The organism is Haemophilus sp. HMSC061E01, assembly GCF_001810345.1.
Classification (GTDB): Bacteria; Pseudomonadota; Gammaproteobacteria; order Enterobacterales; family Pasteurellaceae; genus Haemophilus_D.
Genome location: NZ_KV801015.1, coordinates 65,628 through 82,126, shown reverse-complemented (window position 1 = coordinate 82,126; position 16,499 = coordinate 65,628). Strand labels below are relative to the sequence as shown.

15 protein-coding genes and 1 tRNA gene are annotated in these 16,499 nt (G+C 37.8%); 6 read left to right on the top strand and 10 right to left on the bottom strand.

The window, feature by feature from the left end; all coding sequences use genetic code 11:
• Positions 1 to 44: 44 nt before the first annotated feature.
• The gene (locus HMPREF2732_RS06295; protein ID WP_070592114.1) at positions 45 to 527 is read right to left on the bottom strand and encodes a Dps family protein; all 483 of its coding nucleotides are present in this window, start codon (positions 525 to 527) and stop codon (positions 45 to 47) included.
• 354 nt (positions 528 to 881) lie between these two features.
• On the opposite strand from HMPREF2732_RS06295, the gene HMPREF2732_RS06290 reads away from it, so the two are divergent.
• The 6 genes from HMPREF2732_RS06290 (at position 882) to cdd (ending at position 8,236) form a co-directional block, all read left to right on the top strand.
• The gene (locus HMPREF2732_RS06290; protein ID WP_070592111.1) at positions 882 to 2,480 is read left to right on the top strand and encodes an ABC transporter substrate-binding protein; all 1,599 of its coding nucleotides are present in this window, start codon (positions 882 to 884) and stop codon (positions 2,478 to 2,480) included.
• A gap of 291 nt (positions 2,481 to 2,771) precedes the next feature.
• On the top strand, positions 2,772 to 3,725 hold the full coding sequence (locus HMPREF2732_RS06285; RefSeq protein ID WP_014065363.1) for an ABC transporter permease: 954 nt from the start codon (positions 2,772 to 2,774) through the stop codon (positions 3,723 to 3,725).
• Positions 3,725 to 5,701 (top strand): dipeptide/oligopeptide/nickel ABC transporter permease/ATP-binding protein, encoded by a 1,977-nt coding sequence (locus tag HMPREF2732_RS06280; protein ID WP_070592106.1) that lies wholly within the window; start codon positions 3,725 to 3,727, stop codon positions 5,699 to 5,701. The genes HMPREF2732_RS06285 and HMPREF2732_RS06280 overlap by 1 nt, the downstream gene beginning before the upstream one ends.
• 1 nt (position 5,702) lies before the next feature.
• A complete protein-coding gene (locus HMPREF2732_RS06275; protein ID WP_070592104.1) occupies positions 5,703 to 6,515 on the top strand; it encodes an ABC transporter ATP-binding protein in 813 nt (270 codons plus the stop codon).
• A gap of 58 nt (positions 6,516 to 6,573) precedes the next feature.
• Positions 6,574 to 7,173, top strand: a complete 600-nt coding sequence (locus HMPREF2732_RS06270; RefSeq protein ID WP_261673765.1) for a hypothetical protein — start codon at positions 6,574 to 6,576, stop codon at positions 7,171 to 7,173.
• A gap of 187 nt (positions 7,174 to 7,360) precedes the next feature.
• Positions 7,361 to 8,236, top strand: coding sequence for a cytidine deaminase (gene cdd, locus HMPREF2732_RS06265; protein WP_070592102.1), 876 nt, complete (start codon positions 7,361 to 7,363; stop codon positions 8,234 to 8,236).
• A gap of 84 nt (positions 8,237 to 8,320) precedes the next feature.
• Here cdd and metE read toward each other — a convergent pair whose 3' ends face one another.
• The 9 genes from metE to sbcB all read right to left on the bottom strand — a co-directional run bounded on the left by metE (position 8,321) and on the right by sbcB (position 16,497).
• On the bottom strand, positions 8,321 to 10,594 hold the full coding sequence (gene metE / locus HMPREF2732_RS06260) for a 5-methyltetrahydropteroyltriglutamate--homocysteine S-methyltransferase (RefSeq protein ID WP_070592100.1): 2,274 nt from the start codon (positions 10,592 to 10,594) through the stop codon (positions 8,321 to 8,323).
• Positions 10,595 to 10,780: 186 nt separating this feature from the next.
• Entirely contained in the window at positions 10,781 to 11,041 is a 261-nt protein-coding gene (locus HMPREF2732_RS06255; RefSeq protein WP_005699501.1) for a SemiSWEET family transporter, read from the bottom strand.
• A 251-nt stretch (positions 11,042 to 11,292) separates the two neighbouring features.
• Complete coding sequence (locus HMPREF2732_RS06250) at positions 11,293 to 11,502, bottom strand: TOBE domain-containing protein (protein ID WP_005696093.1); 210 nt, start codon at positions 11,500 to 11,502, stop codon at positions 11,293 to 11,295.
• A 198-nt stretch (positions 11,503 to 11,700) separates the two neighbouring features.
• Positions 11,701 to 12,030 carry a TusE/DsrC/DsvC family sulfur relay protein gene (locus HMPREF2732_RS06245; RefSeq protein ID WP_070592098.1) on the bottom strand — a complete coding sequence of 110 codons (330 nt, stop codon included), beginning with the start codon at positions 12,028 to 12,030 and terminating at the stop codon, positions 11,701 to 11,703.
• A 1-nt stretch (position 12,031) separates the two neighbouring features.
• Positions 12,032 to 12,961 carry a tRNA 2-thiocytidine(32) synthetase TtcA gene (gene ttcA, locus HMPREF2732_RS06240; protein WP_070592095.1) on the bottom strand — a complete coding sequence of 310 codons (930 nt, stop codon included), beginning with the start codon at positions 12,959 to 12,961 and terminating at the stop codon, positions 12,032 to 12,034.
• A 58-nt stretch (positions 12,962 to 13,019) separates the two neighbouring features.
• Positions 13,020 to 13,105 (bottom strand) — tRNA-Leu (locus tag HMPREF2732_RS06235).
• A 194-nt stretch (positions 13,106 to 13,299) separates the two neighbouring features.
• Positions 13,300 to 13,800, bottom strand: coding sequence for a non-heme ferritin (gene ftnA / locus HMPREF2732_RS06230; protein WP_014065386.1), 501 nt, complete (start codon positions 13,798 to 13,800; stop codon positions 13,300 to 13,302).
• Positions 13,801 to 13,820: 20 nt separating this feature from the next.
• Complete coding sequence (gene ftnA, locus HMPREF2732_RS06225; protein ID WP_070592092.1) at positions 13,821 to 14,306, bottom strand: non-heme ferritin; 486 nt, start codon at positions 14,304 to 14,306, stop codon at positions 13,821 to 13,823.
• A gap of 769 nt (positions 14,307 to 15,075) precedes the next feature.
• Positions 15,076 to 16,497, bottom strand: a complete 1,422-nt coding sequence (gene sbcB / locus HMPREF2732_RS06220; RefSeq protein WP_070592090.1) for an exodeoxyribonuclease I — start codon at positions 16,495 to 16,497, stop codon at positions 15,076 to 15,078.
• Positions 16,498 to 16,499 lie beyond the last annotated feature (2 nt).

Sequence of the window (16,499 nt, the reverse complement as noted above, 5' to 3'; positions counted from 1 at the left end):
AAAAAGCCGACATCAGTCGGCTTTCGTATTTAATCAATATTTAATTAAGCATGGCAAGTTTGGCAAGCAGCTTGGAACATCCAAACAAGTTTTTCTTGTTCTTTGATGTAGTCGCTCATTTGAGAAGCGGTACCTTCATCATCAGACTCACCCGCTAATTCAAGGATTTCACGTTGTTGTTCAAGTAATACTTTTAATCCTTCTAATGTGCCTTCTAAGCAAGATTGCGCATCACTTACCCCTAACTCTTCTTTAATACGTGAGTGTTGGAAGTATTGTGAATAACCGTTATGCGGTGTGTAACCTAAAGTTAAGATACGTTCTGCCACTTCATCGACTTTTTCCACTAAATCAGTGTAGATTTCTTCAAATTTGGCGTGTAATTCAAAGAAGTTTACCCCTTTAATGTTCCAGTGGTAACCGCGCACGTTGGTATAGAATACCTGATAGGTTGCTAATAATTCATTTAATTTTGCTGCTAATTTTTCAGATGCTTTTTTATCTAAACCGATTGATGTTTTTGGCATAGTATTTTCCTCTTTGTTGTTGATTAAAATATTGTTCCCTTGCTTGGGAATTGCGGTCATTATAGCATAGTTTTTTCTGATAGCTATTTCATATTACCTAGTGATTTAATAGGCAAAAACTATCTATAATAAATTATACATAGCTAAAAACTTTTGTGCTGAATTGCGAAAAAAACTCTGTGAAGTAGATCACACATTCAATATTTCCTCTTTGACAGAATGAAGCGAAGATGATTATGATTGATGCAAATCATTTTATTCTAAGATTTGATTGCTTTACTTCATTTTCGAATGAAATGTTTGGCTAGGTTTAAAAACCAAAAATATGATTTTATTACTCATCAGGAGTTTAGTATGACAAAGCATTTTTCCTTTGAAACTAATGAATCTCGTCGTCATTTTATGAAACTTATGGCTGGCGTAGGGGCAGGTCTTGCATTTAGTGGTACGTTAGGCACATTTTCACCAAAAGCCTTTGCAGCTGACATTAAAGGTAAAACCATTGAAGCAGGGATTGCTTATCCGCTTTCTACTGGTTTTGACCCAATGACATCAAGTGGTGCTTCACCTTATGCAGCAAACTTGCACATTTTTGAAGGTTTGGTGGATTTGCATCCTGCAACTCGTGAACCTTATCTTGCTTTAGCAGGAAAAGAGCCAGAACAAGTTGATGAAACAACATGGCGCATTACTTTACGTGAAGGCGCAACCTTCCATGATGGCGCACCAGTCACCATTGAAGACGTTGTGTATTCTTTCAATCGTATTATGGATCCAGCCAATAAATCTTTATTCGTGATGTTTATTGATTTCATTGAAAGTGTGAAAGCTGTGGATGATAAAGTGGTGGAATTTAAATTGAAATATCCATTTGCTTTATTTGCTAACCGTTTAACTTGCGTGAAAATTGTACCGAAACATGTAATCGACAAAGTAGGGCAATCTGCATTTGATGCGCACCCAGTTGGTTCTGGTCCATTCAAATTTGTTTCAGCAGTGAAAGATGACAAAATCGTCTTTGAAGCGTATGAACCTTACAATGGTAAATATCCAGCGCAAGTTGAAAAAATGTCTTGGTTATTACTTTCTGATGCCGCAGCTCGTGTGACTGCACAAGAGTCTAAACGTACTCAAGCAATGGAAAGCGTGCCTTATTTAGACATTAGTCGCTTGAAAAACAAAAAACAACAAGTGCAATCCGTTCAATCTTTCGGCTTGCTATTCTTAATGTTTAACTGTGAAAAAGCTCCGTTTAACAATCCAAAAGTACGCCAAGCGTTACACTATGGTTTAAACACTGACAAACTTGTTGATATTGTATTTGATGGTAATGCAGAAGCTGCAACATCATACTTACAAACGACTCACCCAGATTATATTAAGGCATCAACTCAATATCCTTATGATCCGGAAAAAGCAGCAGCATTATTAAAAGAAGCAGGTGTAACTGAGCTTAAATTTGATTTACTCGCAACCGACCATGACTGGGTGAAAGAATCTGCACCGTTAATTTTAGAGTCTTGGAACAAGATTCCAGGTGTGAAAGTAACTTTACAACACTTACAATCTGGTGCGTTATACAGCAACAACGTAGATCCTGGTGTATATGAAGTGGCAATCGCCCCGGGTGATCCATCAGTGTTCGGTAACGACTTAGACTTGCTTTTAAGCTGGTGGTATCGTGGTGATGTATGGCCGAAACGTCGTTTCCGCTGGAGCAACACCCCTGAATTTGCGAAAGTGACTGAATTGCTCAATGCAGCTGTGAGAGCAAAAGATCACGCTGAAGCGAAAAAATCATGGGAAGAAGCGATTAACATTATTGCGGCTGAAGTACCGCTTTATCCGATTGTTCATCGTAAACTTCCTTCCGCATGGGATGATAGCAGTCTTGAAGGCTATCAACCATTGGCGACAACCGGTTTATCTTTCCTCGGTGTGGGCCGTAAATAAAAGTACTTTTTAATGTTTGGGCTGTTGAGCAATCAACAGCCTTTTTTCTTTCTTTTTAACACCAAAGTGCGGTCATTTTTTTCCCTGTTTTTCAATCATTTTTTCTCTCTATTTTATTTCAAAAAAATCTTTGTGAAGCCGATCACAGATTTGAACTTTGCCCTAGGTACTTGGATTGACAGGGTATAGAGCGGATATTATGATTTGTATAAATCATTTTGTTTTTTAATTTGATTGTTTCACTTCATTTTTAATTTAATGAATTTCTCAAAATAGAATAGGAGAGGTCAGATGGAAATGATACTTCGATTATTGTTACGCCGATTGATGGCTTTGCCGGTCATGATACTTGGTGTAACAGCACTCGTCTTTGTAGTGCTTCAATTCACGCCGGGTGATCCTGCTACAGTGGCATTAGGCGAAAGTGCTAGTGAAGCGGCAAAACAACTTTACCGCGAATCACATGGCTTAAATGATCCACTCTTTGTTCAATATTTTCGTTTCTTAGGCAACTTACTTGTATTGGATTTTGGTGTGACGATGCCACCAGAATTACCGATTAGTAGCATGTTAGCGAAATCTTTCCCAATCACGTTACAACTTACCTTAATTGGTGTGGTGTTTGCGGCAGTGGTGTCTTTCTCATTAGGTGTACTAGCCGCGCTTTATCGTGATAGCTGGGTAGACCAAGTGATTCGTTTAATCTCTGTAGCAGCGGTTGCAACACCATCATTCTGGTTAGGTATCTTACTTATTCAATGGTTCTCTTTGGAATTAGATTGGTTGCCTTCTGGTGGTTTTGTGCCATTCAGCGAAAGCCCAATGGGGTATATCAATTCCATGATTTTGCCATCTCTTGCACTTGCTGTGCCGGTATGTGCGTCATTAATTCGTGTGGTACGTACAACCATGGTAGAAGAAATGGATAAAGACTATGTGAGAACGGCGATTGGTAACGGTGTACCTTATGCAACTGTTATTCGCCACAACGTATTACGTAATGCCTTAATTACACCAGTGACTGTATTAGGTTTACGCGTAGGATACTTACTTGGTGGTGCGGTAGTTATCGAACAAATCTTTGACTTACCAGGCATGGGGAAATTGATTTTTAACGGTATCGTCAACCATGACTTGCACTTAGTACAAGGTGTGGTACTAACAATCGCCTTTACCTTCGTTTTAGTGAATATTATCGTTGATATTCTCTATGTGTTGATTAACCCTAAAATTCGGAGTCTATAATGTTTCGTCAAGGTTTAGCAGATCGATTAGCTGCAAGCGGTGCGAGATTCCGAGCACTTTCCACCGCATCAAAAATTTCATTATTATTCTTAGTTTTCGTTGCTTTAGTGGCGGTGTTTGCCCCTTGGGTCGCAACACATGATCCATTAGAAGTGATCGCACGTATGCGTGCTCCAAGTGCGGAATATTGGTTTGGGACTGATCGACTTGGTCGTGATATTTTCTCTCGTATTGTTTACGGCGCCCAAACGTCCTTATTTATCGGTTTAGGTGCGGTAGCTTGTGCCATTCTTTTCGGTAGTATTTTAGGTGCAACTGCAGCCACATCCGATAAATGGGGTAATGAAATCATCATGCGCTTAATGGATATTTTAATGGCTTTCCCGGGTATCGCATTAGCCGCAGTGTTATTAGCAACCTTTGGTAATTCTGTACCGGTTATTATTATCACCATTGCCGTGGTTTATACCCCGCAGCTTGCTCGAGTGGTTCGTGCGAACGTGGTATCACAATGGGATGAAGACTATGTGCGTGCTGAACGCGTGATTGGTGGTAGCCGTACTTATATTCTTCTCAAACACGTTGTACGCAATACCGCTGCACCGGTTTTAGTCTTCGCAACCGTAATGGTGGCAGATGCCATTGTATTCGAAGCCTCACTTTCTTTCTTGGGCGCAGGTGTTCAACCACCACATCCTTCATGGGGTAACATTCTTTCTGAAGGTCGTAACATCGTATTAAACGGCGCATGGTGGGCAACAACCTTTGCCGGTGTCATGATTCTTTTAACTGTATTAGCCTTAAATATCTTAGCAGAAGGTCTTACTGATGCATTGGTTAACCCGCGCTTAAAAGGCGGTAAAAAACCAGAAGGCAAATCAGATGAACGTCTTTCTACTGACGTACAAGAAGCGCTTTCTGAAGGTCTTGCATTAAAACGTTACTTACTCAAATTACATGAAAAAGAAATCACACGTACGAATCGTATGCAATTAGATCCAAATGCAAAACCGATTTTACAAGTGAAAAACTTATCTATTCGTTTCCCGAATCGTTATGGTGACATTCCATTGGTTGATAATATCAGCTTCACCGTAAATGAAGGGGAAACCATGGGGTTAGTGGGTGAGTCTGGTTGTGGTAAATCCATTACAGCATTCTCTATCATGGGCTTGTTACCAAAAACAGCCAAAATCACTGGGGAAGTGCTTTTCACCGACCGTAGCGGTAAACAACACAGCTTGCTCAATTCTCACAATTTAAGTGAATTGCGTGGTTCTGAAATTGCGATGATTTACCAAGACTCTTTAAGTGCGTTAAACCCATCAATGCGTATCAAAGATCAAATGGCACAGCTCATCAAACGTGGCAGTCACCATACCGCAGAAAAATTGTTGGAATGGGTACACCTTGATCCTGAAAAAGTATTGAACCGTTATCCGCATGAACTTTCTGGTGGTCAACGTCAACGTGTGGTGATTGCAATGGCATTAACTCGTGAACCGAAATTATTAATCGCCGATGAACCAACAACCGCATTAGACGTAACTGTTCAAGCAGAAGTAGTGAAATTATTGAATGAATTACGTGAAAAACTGGGGTTTGCAATGGTGTTTGTCAGCCACGATTTAGCCTTGGTTGCTCAATTAGCCCACCACATTACGGTAATGTATGCTGGGCAAGTGGTTGAAATGGCACCAACATCCTTATTGCTTGCTAATCCAACTCACGAATATACCCGTGGCTTATTGGGTTCTGTCCTTTCAACCGAAGTCCGTGCAAAACGTTTATATCAAATTCCAGGCAGTGTACCATCACCTTACAATTTTGCTGTGGGAGACCGTTTTGCAAGTCGTTCATTACGACCAGATGCAAATCCGGATCAAAAATTGATATTAACCGCCGTGGAAGGCGAGCCGTCTCACTTGTGGGCTTCTCATTTAGCTGAGCCTGTAACGGAAGCGAAAGGAGCATAATATGAGCAGTAGTATTAAAGTCATTAAAGAACAAAACATCATCGATTTAGAAAATATCGTGGTGCAATTTCCTTCTCGCGATGGTTCATTGTTTGGACGTAAAAAATTCACTGCGGTGAACAATGTGAGTCTTAGCATTAAAGCGGGGGAAACCATTGGTTTAGTTGGGGAGTCTGGCTGCGGAAAATCTACCTTAGCCAACGTAATCATTGGACTTCTTAAACCGACATCAGGTTTAGTGAAATTCAATGGTTTACAAATGCAATATGGCAGCTCAGAAGCGAGAAAACAATTCGGTCGCCAAGTGTCGGTCATTTTCCAAGACCCTGCAACCGCACTGAATCCTCGTATGAAAGTGTTAGATATTTTGCGTGACCCAATGGATATTCACAATGTGTTACAACCACACGAACGGGAAAAACGCGTATATGACTTACTTTCTCGCGTTGGTTTACCACGTTCTGCTGCACAAGTTGAGCCAACCCGTTTATCTGGCGGGCAAAAACAACGTGTAGCCATTGCTCGTGCTTTAGCGCTGAATCCAAAACTGATTGTTGCGGATGAACCGACTTCTGCGCTAGACGTATCCGTTCGTGCTCAGGTGCTAAACTTATTGGCGGACTTGAAAAAAGAACTCAATCTTGCCATGGTGTTTATCTCTCACGATATCCAAACCGTACGCCAAGTATCTGACCGTATTGTCGTGATGTACGGTGGTCAAATTTTGGAAACTGGTAGCACTGAAGAAATCTTCAACAATCCAACAGTGGATTACACCAGAAAATTACTTGGTGTTGCCCCGTCCTTGTTGTAAACAGATAAAATAAAACATCTAATTTATAACCGCACTTTTAAAGTGCGGTTATTTGTTGATGATTTTTAATAAATTTGTTGATACAATTAGTCAACATTGTTTCTTAAATTATGGAATATTAATTATGAAAAAATTAGCTTTTTTACTATTAGCATCTTTAAGTGCGCCAGTTTTTGCTGATCCAACTGTTTTTAAAATGGAATTAGGAAAAACAACAGAGTCTGAAGTAAAAGAGATGTACTCTACAACTCTAAATGGAGTTAATATTTATACCGATGGTAATCAATACTATATTGATACTAAAGAAATTGATTTTGATGGCTTAAAATCAGCAGAGGTTATTTTTGATAAGCAAGGTGTGCTAGTTGCTGTGCTTTCAACTTTAGTAGAATCAGATCCTATGAATCATGGAAGATTTTCCCATATTTACGGTATTTTAAATAATAAATATAAACTGGTAAAAAAAGAAACTCCATTTGTAGGTGATCAGATTGCAACCTTTAAAGATGGTGATACCGAAATTACATTGAGTGCACCGCATATGGGGCATTTGAAAGTTCATCTAAATTATATTCGTAATGAACTTATGGAAAACTACAAAAAGCGTAGTTCAGAAAATAAAAAAGCTAAAGATAAAAACGATGCTGCAGCACTATAATAATCGAGAAGTATCTTCTACAGAATTATTAATTGATAACCGCACTTTTAAAGTGCGGTTATTTTTTTGCTTATTTTAGGTATTAAAGCGTTAGTGAAAGGTTAGAAACATACTCCAAAAGTCTTTTAGAGTTTAGGTTTTTTCTCAAATAGCATAGAATAGGCATATAAAAATAAGGAGATTTAACATGCAACAAAAAATTCAACAAGCATTAGTCGATTCGCCACTTTCAAATGCAATTCTTTCTGCATTAGAAGAACAAGAATGGAAAGGTTTTTTACCGGCTGAAAAAGTGTGGTCAATTTGTGATGAATTTAAGCTTACACCTGTTCAATTAGGTTTGGCGCTTTTGCCCGTAGCAGCTTGTTATAGCCACACACCCATTTCAGAATTTCATGTTGGAGCGATTGCGATTGGTGAAAGTGGTGATTTTTACTTTGGTGCGAATCAAGAATTTAAGGGGGGTAGTATGGCTCAAACCATCCATGCTGAACAAAGTGCGATTAGCCACGCATGGTTACGTAATGAACCTCGCATCACGGATATCGTGGTGAATTACACACCTTGCGGTCACTGCCGTCAATTTATGAATGAGCTTTATCAAGCGCAAGATTTAAAAATTCATTTACCACACAGCCAAAATAATCCACTTCCTCAATATTTACCCGATAGCTTTGGCCCGAAAGATTTAGGCGTTGATTTGCTTCTATTAAACAAAGAAGAACAAGGTTTCACTTTGACGACGGAAGATGAAGTGGCAAATAAAGCAATTTTAGGGGCAAACCGAGCACATTCACCTTATTCTAAAAGCCCTCATGGTGTAGGCATTTTATTTAAAAATGGGGAGATGATCTGTGGTCGATATGCAGAAAATGCAGCATTTAACCCAAGCTTACCAGCTATGCAAACAGCGATTAATTTTGCTTACTTAAATCAATTGGATGTATCGAAAATTGAGCGTGTAGTATTTGCAGAGAAGCCTTTTCGTTTAAGTCATCGTAAGATGGCAGAGCAGTTATTAAAGAGCCTCAGCAAGGTTAAAATGGAATATATTAGCCTGTAAAGTGCGGTCAAAAATGAATTAGTTTTTAAGCTAAAAAAGGCGAACAGAGATAATCTCTCATGTTCGCCTTTCTTTTTACTGATTTTATGCTAATTCAGCACGTAATTTTTTCGTGACATCAACCATCACTTTTAACGCGGCAATTGTTTCTGGCCAACCGCGCGTTTTCAAACCACAGTCTGGGTTTACCCATAAACGTTCTTTCGGCACTACTTGTAATGCTTTGCGAAGAAGATGTTCAATTTCTTCTGCTGCAGGCACGCGTGGACTATGAATATCATATACACCTGGGCCAATATCATTCGGGTATTTGAAATCACCAAATGCAGTGAGTAATTCCATGTCAGAACGCGAGGTTTCGATAGTAATGACATCAGCATCTAAGGCTGCAATAGCGGGTAGAATGTCGTTAAATTCGGAATAACACATGTGCGTATGAATTTGGGTATCATCTTTGCAACCCATTGAGCTTAAACGGAAGGCTTCGCCCGCCCATTTCAAATAAGCATCCCAATCTGCACGTTTTAACGGTAAACCTTCACGAATAGCCGGCTCATCAATTTGAATCACTTTGATACCTGCTTTTTCTAAATCTAATACTTCATCAGAAAGCGCTACCGCAATTTGTTTACAAACTGTTTCACGGGAAATATCGTTACGGACGAAAGACCATTGTAAGATCGTGACTGGACCAGTCAGCATGCCTTTCATCACTTTATTGGTAAGGCTTTGGGCATATTGTGACCAACGTACCGTCATTGGTTCTGGGCGAGTAACATCACCGTAAATCACTGGTGGTTTCACGCAACGAGAACCATAACTTTGTACCCAACCAAATTTGGTGAAAGCAAAACCATCGAGTAATTCACCGAAATATTCCACCATGTCGTTACGTTCTGCTTCGCCATGTACCAATACATCTAAATCTAATTTTTCTTGCTCACGTACAACAAATTCAATTTCTTTTTTCATTGCAGTTTCGTAATCAGCTAAGCTGAGTTCGCCTTTTTTGAAGGCTGCACGAGCATGACGAATGGCTGTCGTTTGTGGGAAAGAACCAATATTCGTCGTTGGCAGAAGTGGTAAATTTAACCACGCATTTTGTAATTTAATGCGTTCTGCAAATGGCGATTTACGTTGGTCAGCATTTTTCGGTAAGTTTGCTAAACGTTCTGCCACACAAGTGCGGTGAATTTCACGCGAGTTTTTACGAGCATCCGCAGCGGCTTGAGAAGCAGCTAATTCAGCTTGAACCGCTTCACGGCCTTGCTCTAGTGCAGTCTTAATAACGCGTAATTCTTGAATTTTTTGTAACGTGAAAGCCAACCATTGATAAAGCTCTGGTTTATTTGCTTGTAATTGCGTTTCAACTTCTAAATCATAAGGTGTATGGAGGAGAGAGCAGCTTGGCGCAATCCATAAATGATCACCTAATTTCGCTTTTAATGGCTCAACCACATCTAACACTTGATTCAAGTTTGCACGCCAAATATTACGGCCATCAATAATGCCCACAGATAAGATTTTGTCATAATCCGCAAAGGCAGCAAGTTGTTCTGGTGCGCGTACTAAGTCGATGTGCAAACCGGCTACAGGTAAGGCTTTTAACAAATCAGCGTGTTCTGCCACAGAACCGAAATAAGTCGCAAGCAATAATTTCGCTTTCACTTGTTCAGCAAAAGTGGCGTAAACCGCTTTATAAGCAGCAATCCATTCTGTCGGTAAATCTAAGGTGAGAGCAGGTTCATCAATTTGAATGTATTCTACGCCTTCTGCCGCTAATGCATTTAAGATTTCAACATAAACCGGTACGAGTTGTGCTAATAAATCAAAGCGATTAAATGTCGCACCTTTTTCTTTACCTAACCAAAGAAAGGTGAGTGGACCAACGATTGTTGGTTTAACTTGATACCCAAGCGCTTTAGCTTCACGAATTTGTGTCACATAGTGTGTTGGATTGGCTTTAAATTGTGTTTCTTTATGGAATTCGGGTACAAGATAATGGTAGTTGGTATCGAACCATTTTGTCATTTCAATCGCAAATTGGGTTTTATTACCGCGCGCTAATTGGAAATATTGATCGAGTGTTAAGTTTTGGCTATCGAAATCAAAACGAGCAGGAATCGCACCTGTTGCTACTTGTAAATCTAAAATGTGATCATAAAGTGTGAAATCAGCCACCGCGACAAAATCAGCATTTGCCTTAGCTTGGTGTTGCCAGTTTAGTTCACGTAATCTTTTTGCAATATCTAATAAATCCGCTTCCGCAATTTCGCCACGCCAGTAACGCTCTTGAGCAAATTTAAGTTCACGCTTTGCACCTACGCGCGGAAATCCAGCCAAATGAAATGTTGTCATAGTTAATCCTTCTATTGTTTTGTTAGTTTAGACGTCTAAACGTCTGTTCGTTTATAGAATGCAATAGAAAAGAAGATTACACAACTTCATAATTTTCAGGTTTTAAATGAATTAAATTAATAAACAAAAAGACCGCACTTTAAGATTTCTAAAAGTGCGGTCTTTTTTGTATGATGTTTTATAGCGTTATAAGGCAGTGACGAAAGTAATCAAGCCTAGAATCACACCTGGTGCATTAGCTAATGAAATAGGCAAATCACGTTTTTCTTTTAACAAACCATAAGCCACCCATAAACTACAGTTGATCATCGTGGCAAAAGGTTGTAACCAACCACCTTTTTGACCTGATAAATTTAGACCAATTTGTTGTAAGTAAGACACATACATACAAACAGAAGTAAATGTTGCGACATAGCCTAAAATGGTAATAAAACGTTGGTTTGTCATTTGCTCTCCTAAGTTTAACAGAATAATCCTAAACCAGATTATTAACTAAAAATTGATAATATGTATAAATTATACATAATAATTAAATAAAAGTCAATAAATGGCGAGATAAAGCAAAGATTGTTTCATTTTAGTTAAGGATAAAATGCATTTTATTAAGAGGGGAATAAAGAGATTAGAGAAAAAAAAGACAAAAAATAACCGCACTTTATCGAGTGCGGTTATATAGATTCTGAACAGTTTAGTTGAGATTATTCAACACCAACCATTACAGAGGTCGCTTTGATAATCGCATATGCTTCTTTACCAACTGCTAAACCTAATTCTTTTACTGCATCGATAGAGATGGTAGAAGAAATGATGTTACCGTTACCGATATCAATGTGTACGATTGCGTTCACAGAACCAGTTTCGATTGATTTTACAGTACCTTTAAGTTGGTTTCTTGCACTAATTTTCATTAAGCATTTCCTTATGTTTGAGTTAAAAAGAGTAAGTATTATATAGGTAAATATATAAGTTGAAAATACTACTTAATAGGTGATAAACCTTTCAAGATTTGCTCAGCATTTTCTTTGCTTAACGTATAACCGTAATTAATCTATTTGACTAGAATTTAAGTAAAAAATAACCGCACTTTATCGCACGGTTACGTTATTCTATAAGCATTTAGCCGGTTTGGGCAGACCCGCCAGTTTGGTTGCTTGCTTGGCTGGTCCGTCAGGGAAGAGTCGTTGCAAATAGCGGCTGTTACCTTTGTCGGCACCTAGTTTTTCTGACATGGCTTTTACCAGCATTCTAATTGCAGGGGAGGTGTTATATTCTTGATAGAAATCACGCACAAAATAAATCACTTCCCAGTGAGCTTCGGTCAGTTCTACATCTTCTAGCTGAGCGATGTGTTTTGCTACATCTTCATTCCAATCAGCAATATTAAGTAAATAGCCAAAGGCATCGGTTTCGATTTGTTTTCCTTGTACGGTAATCATATTAATTCACTTCTTTAAAGCTGATCATTTCGTTATCGGAGTAGTCAGACGTATCTTCATCATCAAATTTCATTGGTTCGATACGTTCTTCATCAAATGCGGTATCCCCTTCAATGCCATCAAGTGATTGACCATGTTTAATGCCTTTAAAATCGAAGAGTTTTGGATCACATAAGTGTGACAACGTAATGTTTTGCATTGCACTAAACATGGTTTCTAAACGTCCAGGATATTGACGGTCCCAAGTATTCAGCATTTCCTTCACGACTTGACGTTGTAAATTAGGTTGAGAACCACATAAATTACAAGGGATAATTGGAAATTCTTTGGCTACGGCATATTTTTCAATATCTTTTTCTTTACAATAAGCCAATGGACGAATCACGATTTGCTTGCCATCATCTGAAATTAATTTCGGTGGCATCGATTTTAATTTTCCACCGTAGAACATATTCAGAAACAGGGTAGCCAGCATATCATCACGATGGTGTCCAAGTGCAATTTTTGTTGCGCCAAGTTCAGTTGCTGTACGGTATAAAATACCACGGCGTAGGCGAGAGCAGAGAGAGCACGTTGTTTTGCCTTCTGGAATTTTCTCTTTTACGATGCCATAAGTATTTTCTTCAACGATTTTATAATCCACACCAATACTTTGCAGATATTCAGGTAAAACATGCTCCGGAAAACCAGGTTGTTTTTGGTCTAAATTGACGGCTACAATATCAAATTTAATCGGTGCGCTTTGTTGTAAATTCAACAAAATATCAAGAAGTGTATAGCTGTCTTTACCACCAGAAAGACAAACCATTACTTTATCACCATCTTCAATCATGCCAAAATCAGCAATTGCATTGCCTACATTACGGCGAAGGCGTTTTTGCAATTTATTGAAATTATAAGTCTGTTTTTTATCTTGGTTTTGTTCTGTCATATTGATTTACTTTAGCTAATAAAAAAGCCCTGAATAACTTCAGAGCTTATAAATTCTGTGGTGCCTAGGGTCGGACTCGAACCGACACGGTTATTCACCGGCGGATTTTGAATCCGCTGCGTCTACCAATTTCGCCACCCAGGCATTTGGGTTGTTCTGAATTATACGTTTATCTTACTTCGTTGCAAGTAAAATTTCATTAAAAACGTGTAGTTGTTTTAAATTTCATCAACTTGCATTCAAAGATAAAAGGGAAGTTTAAAATATTTTGATACGCTGTCACAATTTATGAGTAAAATAAAAGCTTAGTATTTCTACTAAGCTTTATGATTATCTAATTAAGCGGTTTGACCAGCAAGGTTTCCTAAATCTTTATCGATTAAGAATAAGCCTTTGCCATCTTCGCCAAGAAGATTTAATTTGTCTAAAATACCGCTGAATAATTTCTCTTCTTCGTGTTGTTCTGCAACATACCATTGTAAGAAATTGAATGCAGAGTAGTCTTTTTCTTCAAAAGTTTTACCCACTAATTCATTGATTTTACTTGTGATTAATTTCTCGTGTTTGTAAGTTAATTCAATGATTTCTTTTAATGATTTGTACTCATGCGCTGGTGCTTCAATTGCAGTGATTACCGCTAATGCACCAGTTTCATTTAAATAAGTGAATAATTTACGCATGTGTTGCATTTCTTCTGCAGCGTGTTCTGATAAGAATTTAGCTGCACCTTCAAAACCATTTTGTTCGCACCATGCACTCATCTGTAAGTAAAGGTTTGAAGAGTAGAACTCAAGGTTCATTTGATCATTTAATAATTTGATTACGTTTGCTGATAACATTTTGTATTCTCCTTCTAAAATTATAATGTTGCTAAATCACGATCGATAAAGTAAAGCGAATGACCGTCTTCACCCACCAAGTTAAATTTATCAATAATGCTATTGAATAATTTTTCTTCTTCGTGTTGTTCTGCAACGTACCATTGTAAGAAGTTAAAAGTAGAATAGTCTTTGTTTGCAAAAGTCACTTCAACTAATTCATTAATTTTAGAAGTAACGAGTTTTTCATGTTCAAGTGTGGTTTCAAATACTTCTTTAAGTGATTTGTAGTCATTCTTAGGCGCATCAATTTTACCTAAAAGTGGCATACCACTTGTTTCACTCACATATTTGAATAATTTTTGCATGTGTTCTAATTCTTCATCAGCATGACGAAGTAAAAATGCTGCAGCACCTTCATAACCGTGTTTGCTACACCAAGAACTCATTTGTAAATAAACATTAGAAGAGTAGAACTCTAAATTGATTTGTTCATTTAACTTATCTGCGATTGCTTTATTAAGCATAACTAACTCCTTTCCTTATTAAGTAGAGATTAAAAATAAAAACAAGACTGCTTAACTTGTCATCGGTGTGCATTCTAATCTCGCAAATGAGAATGGTCAAGTGTTTTTTTAAAATTATTTTTATAAGTCACTAATAATAAAAGAAAAAACAATGTTAATTATTCTCATTTATGTGACATGTGTAAAATAAATTCTCATTATCAGATCAAGAATGATGAAATCTGCTGAATTGGTGTACACAATTGTATTCAGAATTCACGTAGCGTTATCTCAAAATTTCATTCTAATTTAATTATTCCACCTCAAAGGCATTCATTTATTTCTTCTATATCCATAAGCCGAAACTCACCTTATTTTGAGTAATACATGAAATAGGATAGTCACTTATATTGATTTGTGACATATCCATATATTCAATTTAACATAATATACATTATGCGAAATCAATTACAAGGTTAGTGGAAACTACGTATTAATAAAATCACAAAGTTATGCACAGGTCACGAATACTGCTCAAGCAATGTGGAATCTGGATTAGCAATACCTTGTAACAAGGTTAAATAATGATTTATACACTCTAAAATTGTTATGTAAGGAAAAAATAAAGATGTTTATATATGTCAAAATAATGACAACGCTACGTGAATTCTGCGTTATTTTATGAGGTGAATATCATCAGATTTAAAAAAGAAAAACGTAAATCTCTGGGATTAAGATTTACGTTTTTGATGATTGGCATTTGTGTGACTATGTCACGATATGTATAAGATTAAGATAACAGTTTTGCACCGTATTCATAAACCTGTTGTAGTAAATTCAGTTTGGTTGGATTATCCGAATATTCCTCCGCTAACCGTTGTAGACTTTCCTCAAATTTAACCGCACTTTGTTCTAATTTACGTTGGCGATATTTTTGCCATTTGATTTGTTCTGCACGATTTAGAGTTTTATAGAAATGTCTGGCACGATAATGGAATAACAATTCAGGAATTCGTTTATCTTCAAATGCTAAACCATGTTCAGCTAATTTCTCTGCTGGCAAATCACGTAAAATAGCCATATTATTTTTATCGGCATTGCTAAAGAAGCCGTTATAAAGCTCCGTTTCTACATTATCACTCGCCTCAAATTCGCGCTCTTCTGAGAAGATTTCAATAACTTTCTCGCGTATATCTAAGGATTGACGCAATTTTGCTAAATTATCTAAGCATTGTTGTCTGTCTATCCCTAAACGAGCCGCATTTTCAGGCAGTAACGTTTTTGCAGGCGCCAAAATTGGGCATTTATTAATATGAACCAATTTTAATGGAACTGATGAAACTCCCCTTTCTTCTAGCTCGCTTTTCTTGGTATATAAATCTTGTCGCAAATCAACCGCACTTTTACTGAGTAAATTATCAATATCACCTGATAAATCACAGACGATTACGGCATTTTGATTAGTTGGATGCCATGCTAATGGTGCCACCCAAGCACAATTGCCGCGATAATTCCCTAGCATACCTGAAACATGCACTAATGGTGTCATTTCCGCGGTGTCGATCAGTTTCTCAATTTCCTTTTTACCTCTATGCTCAAAGAAGAATTGAAATAATTTAGGCTGCTTTTCTTTGATTAATTTAGCCATGGCAATAGTTGCATACACATCCGCCATCGCATCATGGGCATTTTCATGCTCAATACCATTTGCTTTGGTTAATTTTTCTAAGCGAAAGCTTGGCATACCATCATCGTCATAAGCCCAATTAATTCCTTCTGGCCGTAACGCATAACAGGCTCGTACTACATCGAGTAAATCCCACCGAGAATTGCCATTTTTCCAGCTATATTCATAGGGATCAATAAAATTGCGGTAAAAGGTATAACGAGTCATTTCATCGTCATAACGAATGTTGTTGTACCCCATCACACAGGTATTCGGTTGTGAAAACTCAGCTAGAATTTTTGCGGCAAATTCAGGCTCAGGAATCCCCTTTTCATTACATTCTTGTGGTGTGATTCCTGTAACCATTACAGCTTCCGGTGCGGGTAAATAATCATTGGTTTGCTTGCAATACAACATAATAGGCTCACCAATGATATTGAAATTTGCATCGGTACGAATACCGGCAAATTGAGCTGGACGATCACTTGCCGGATTGATACCAAAACTTTCGTAATCGTAGATAAAAAAACTAAAATTGTTTGCCATAA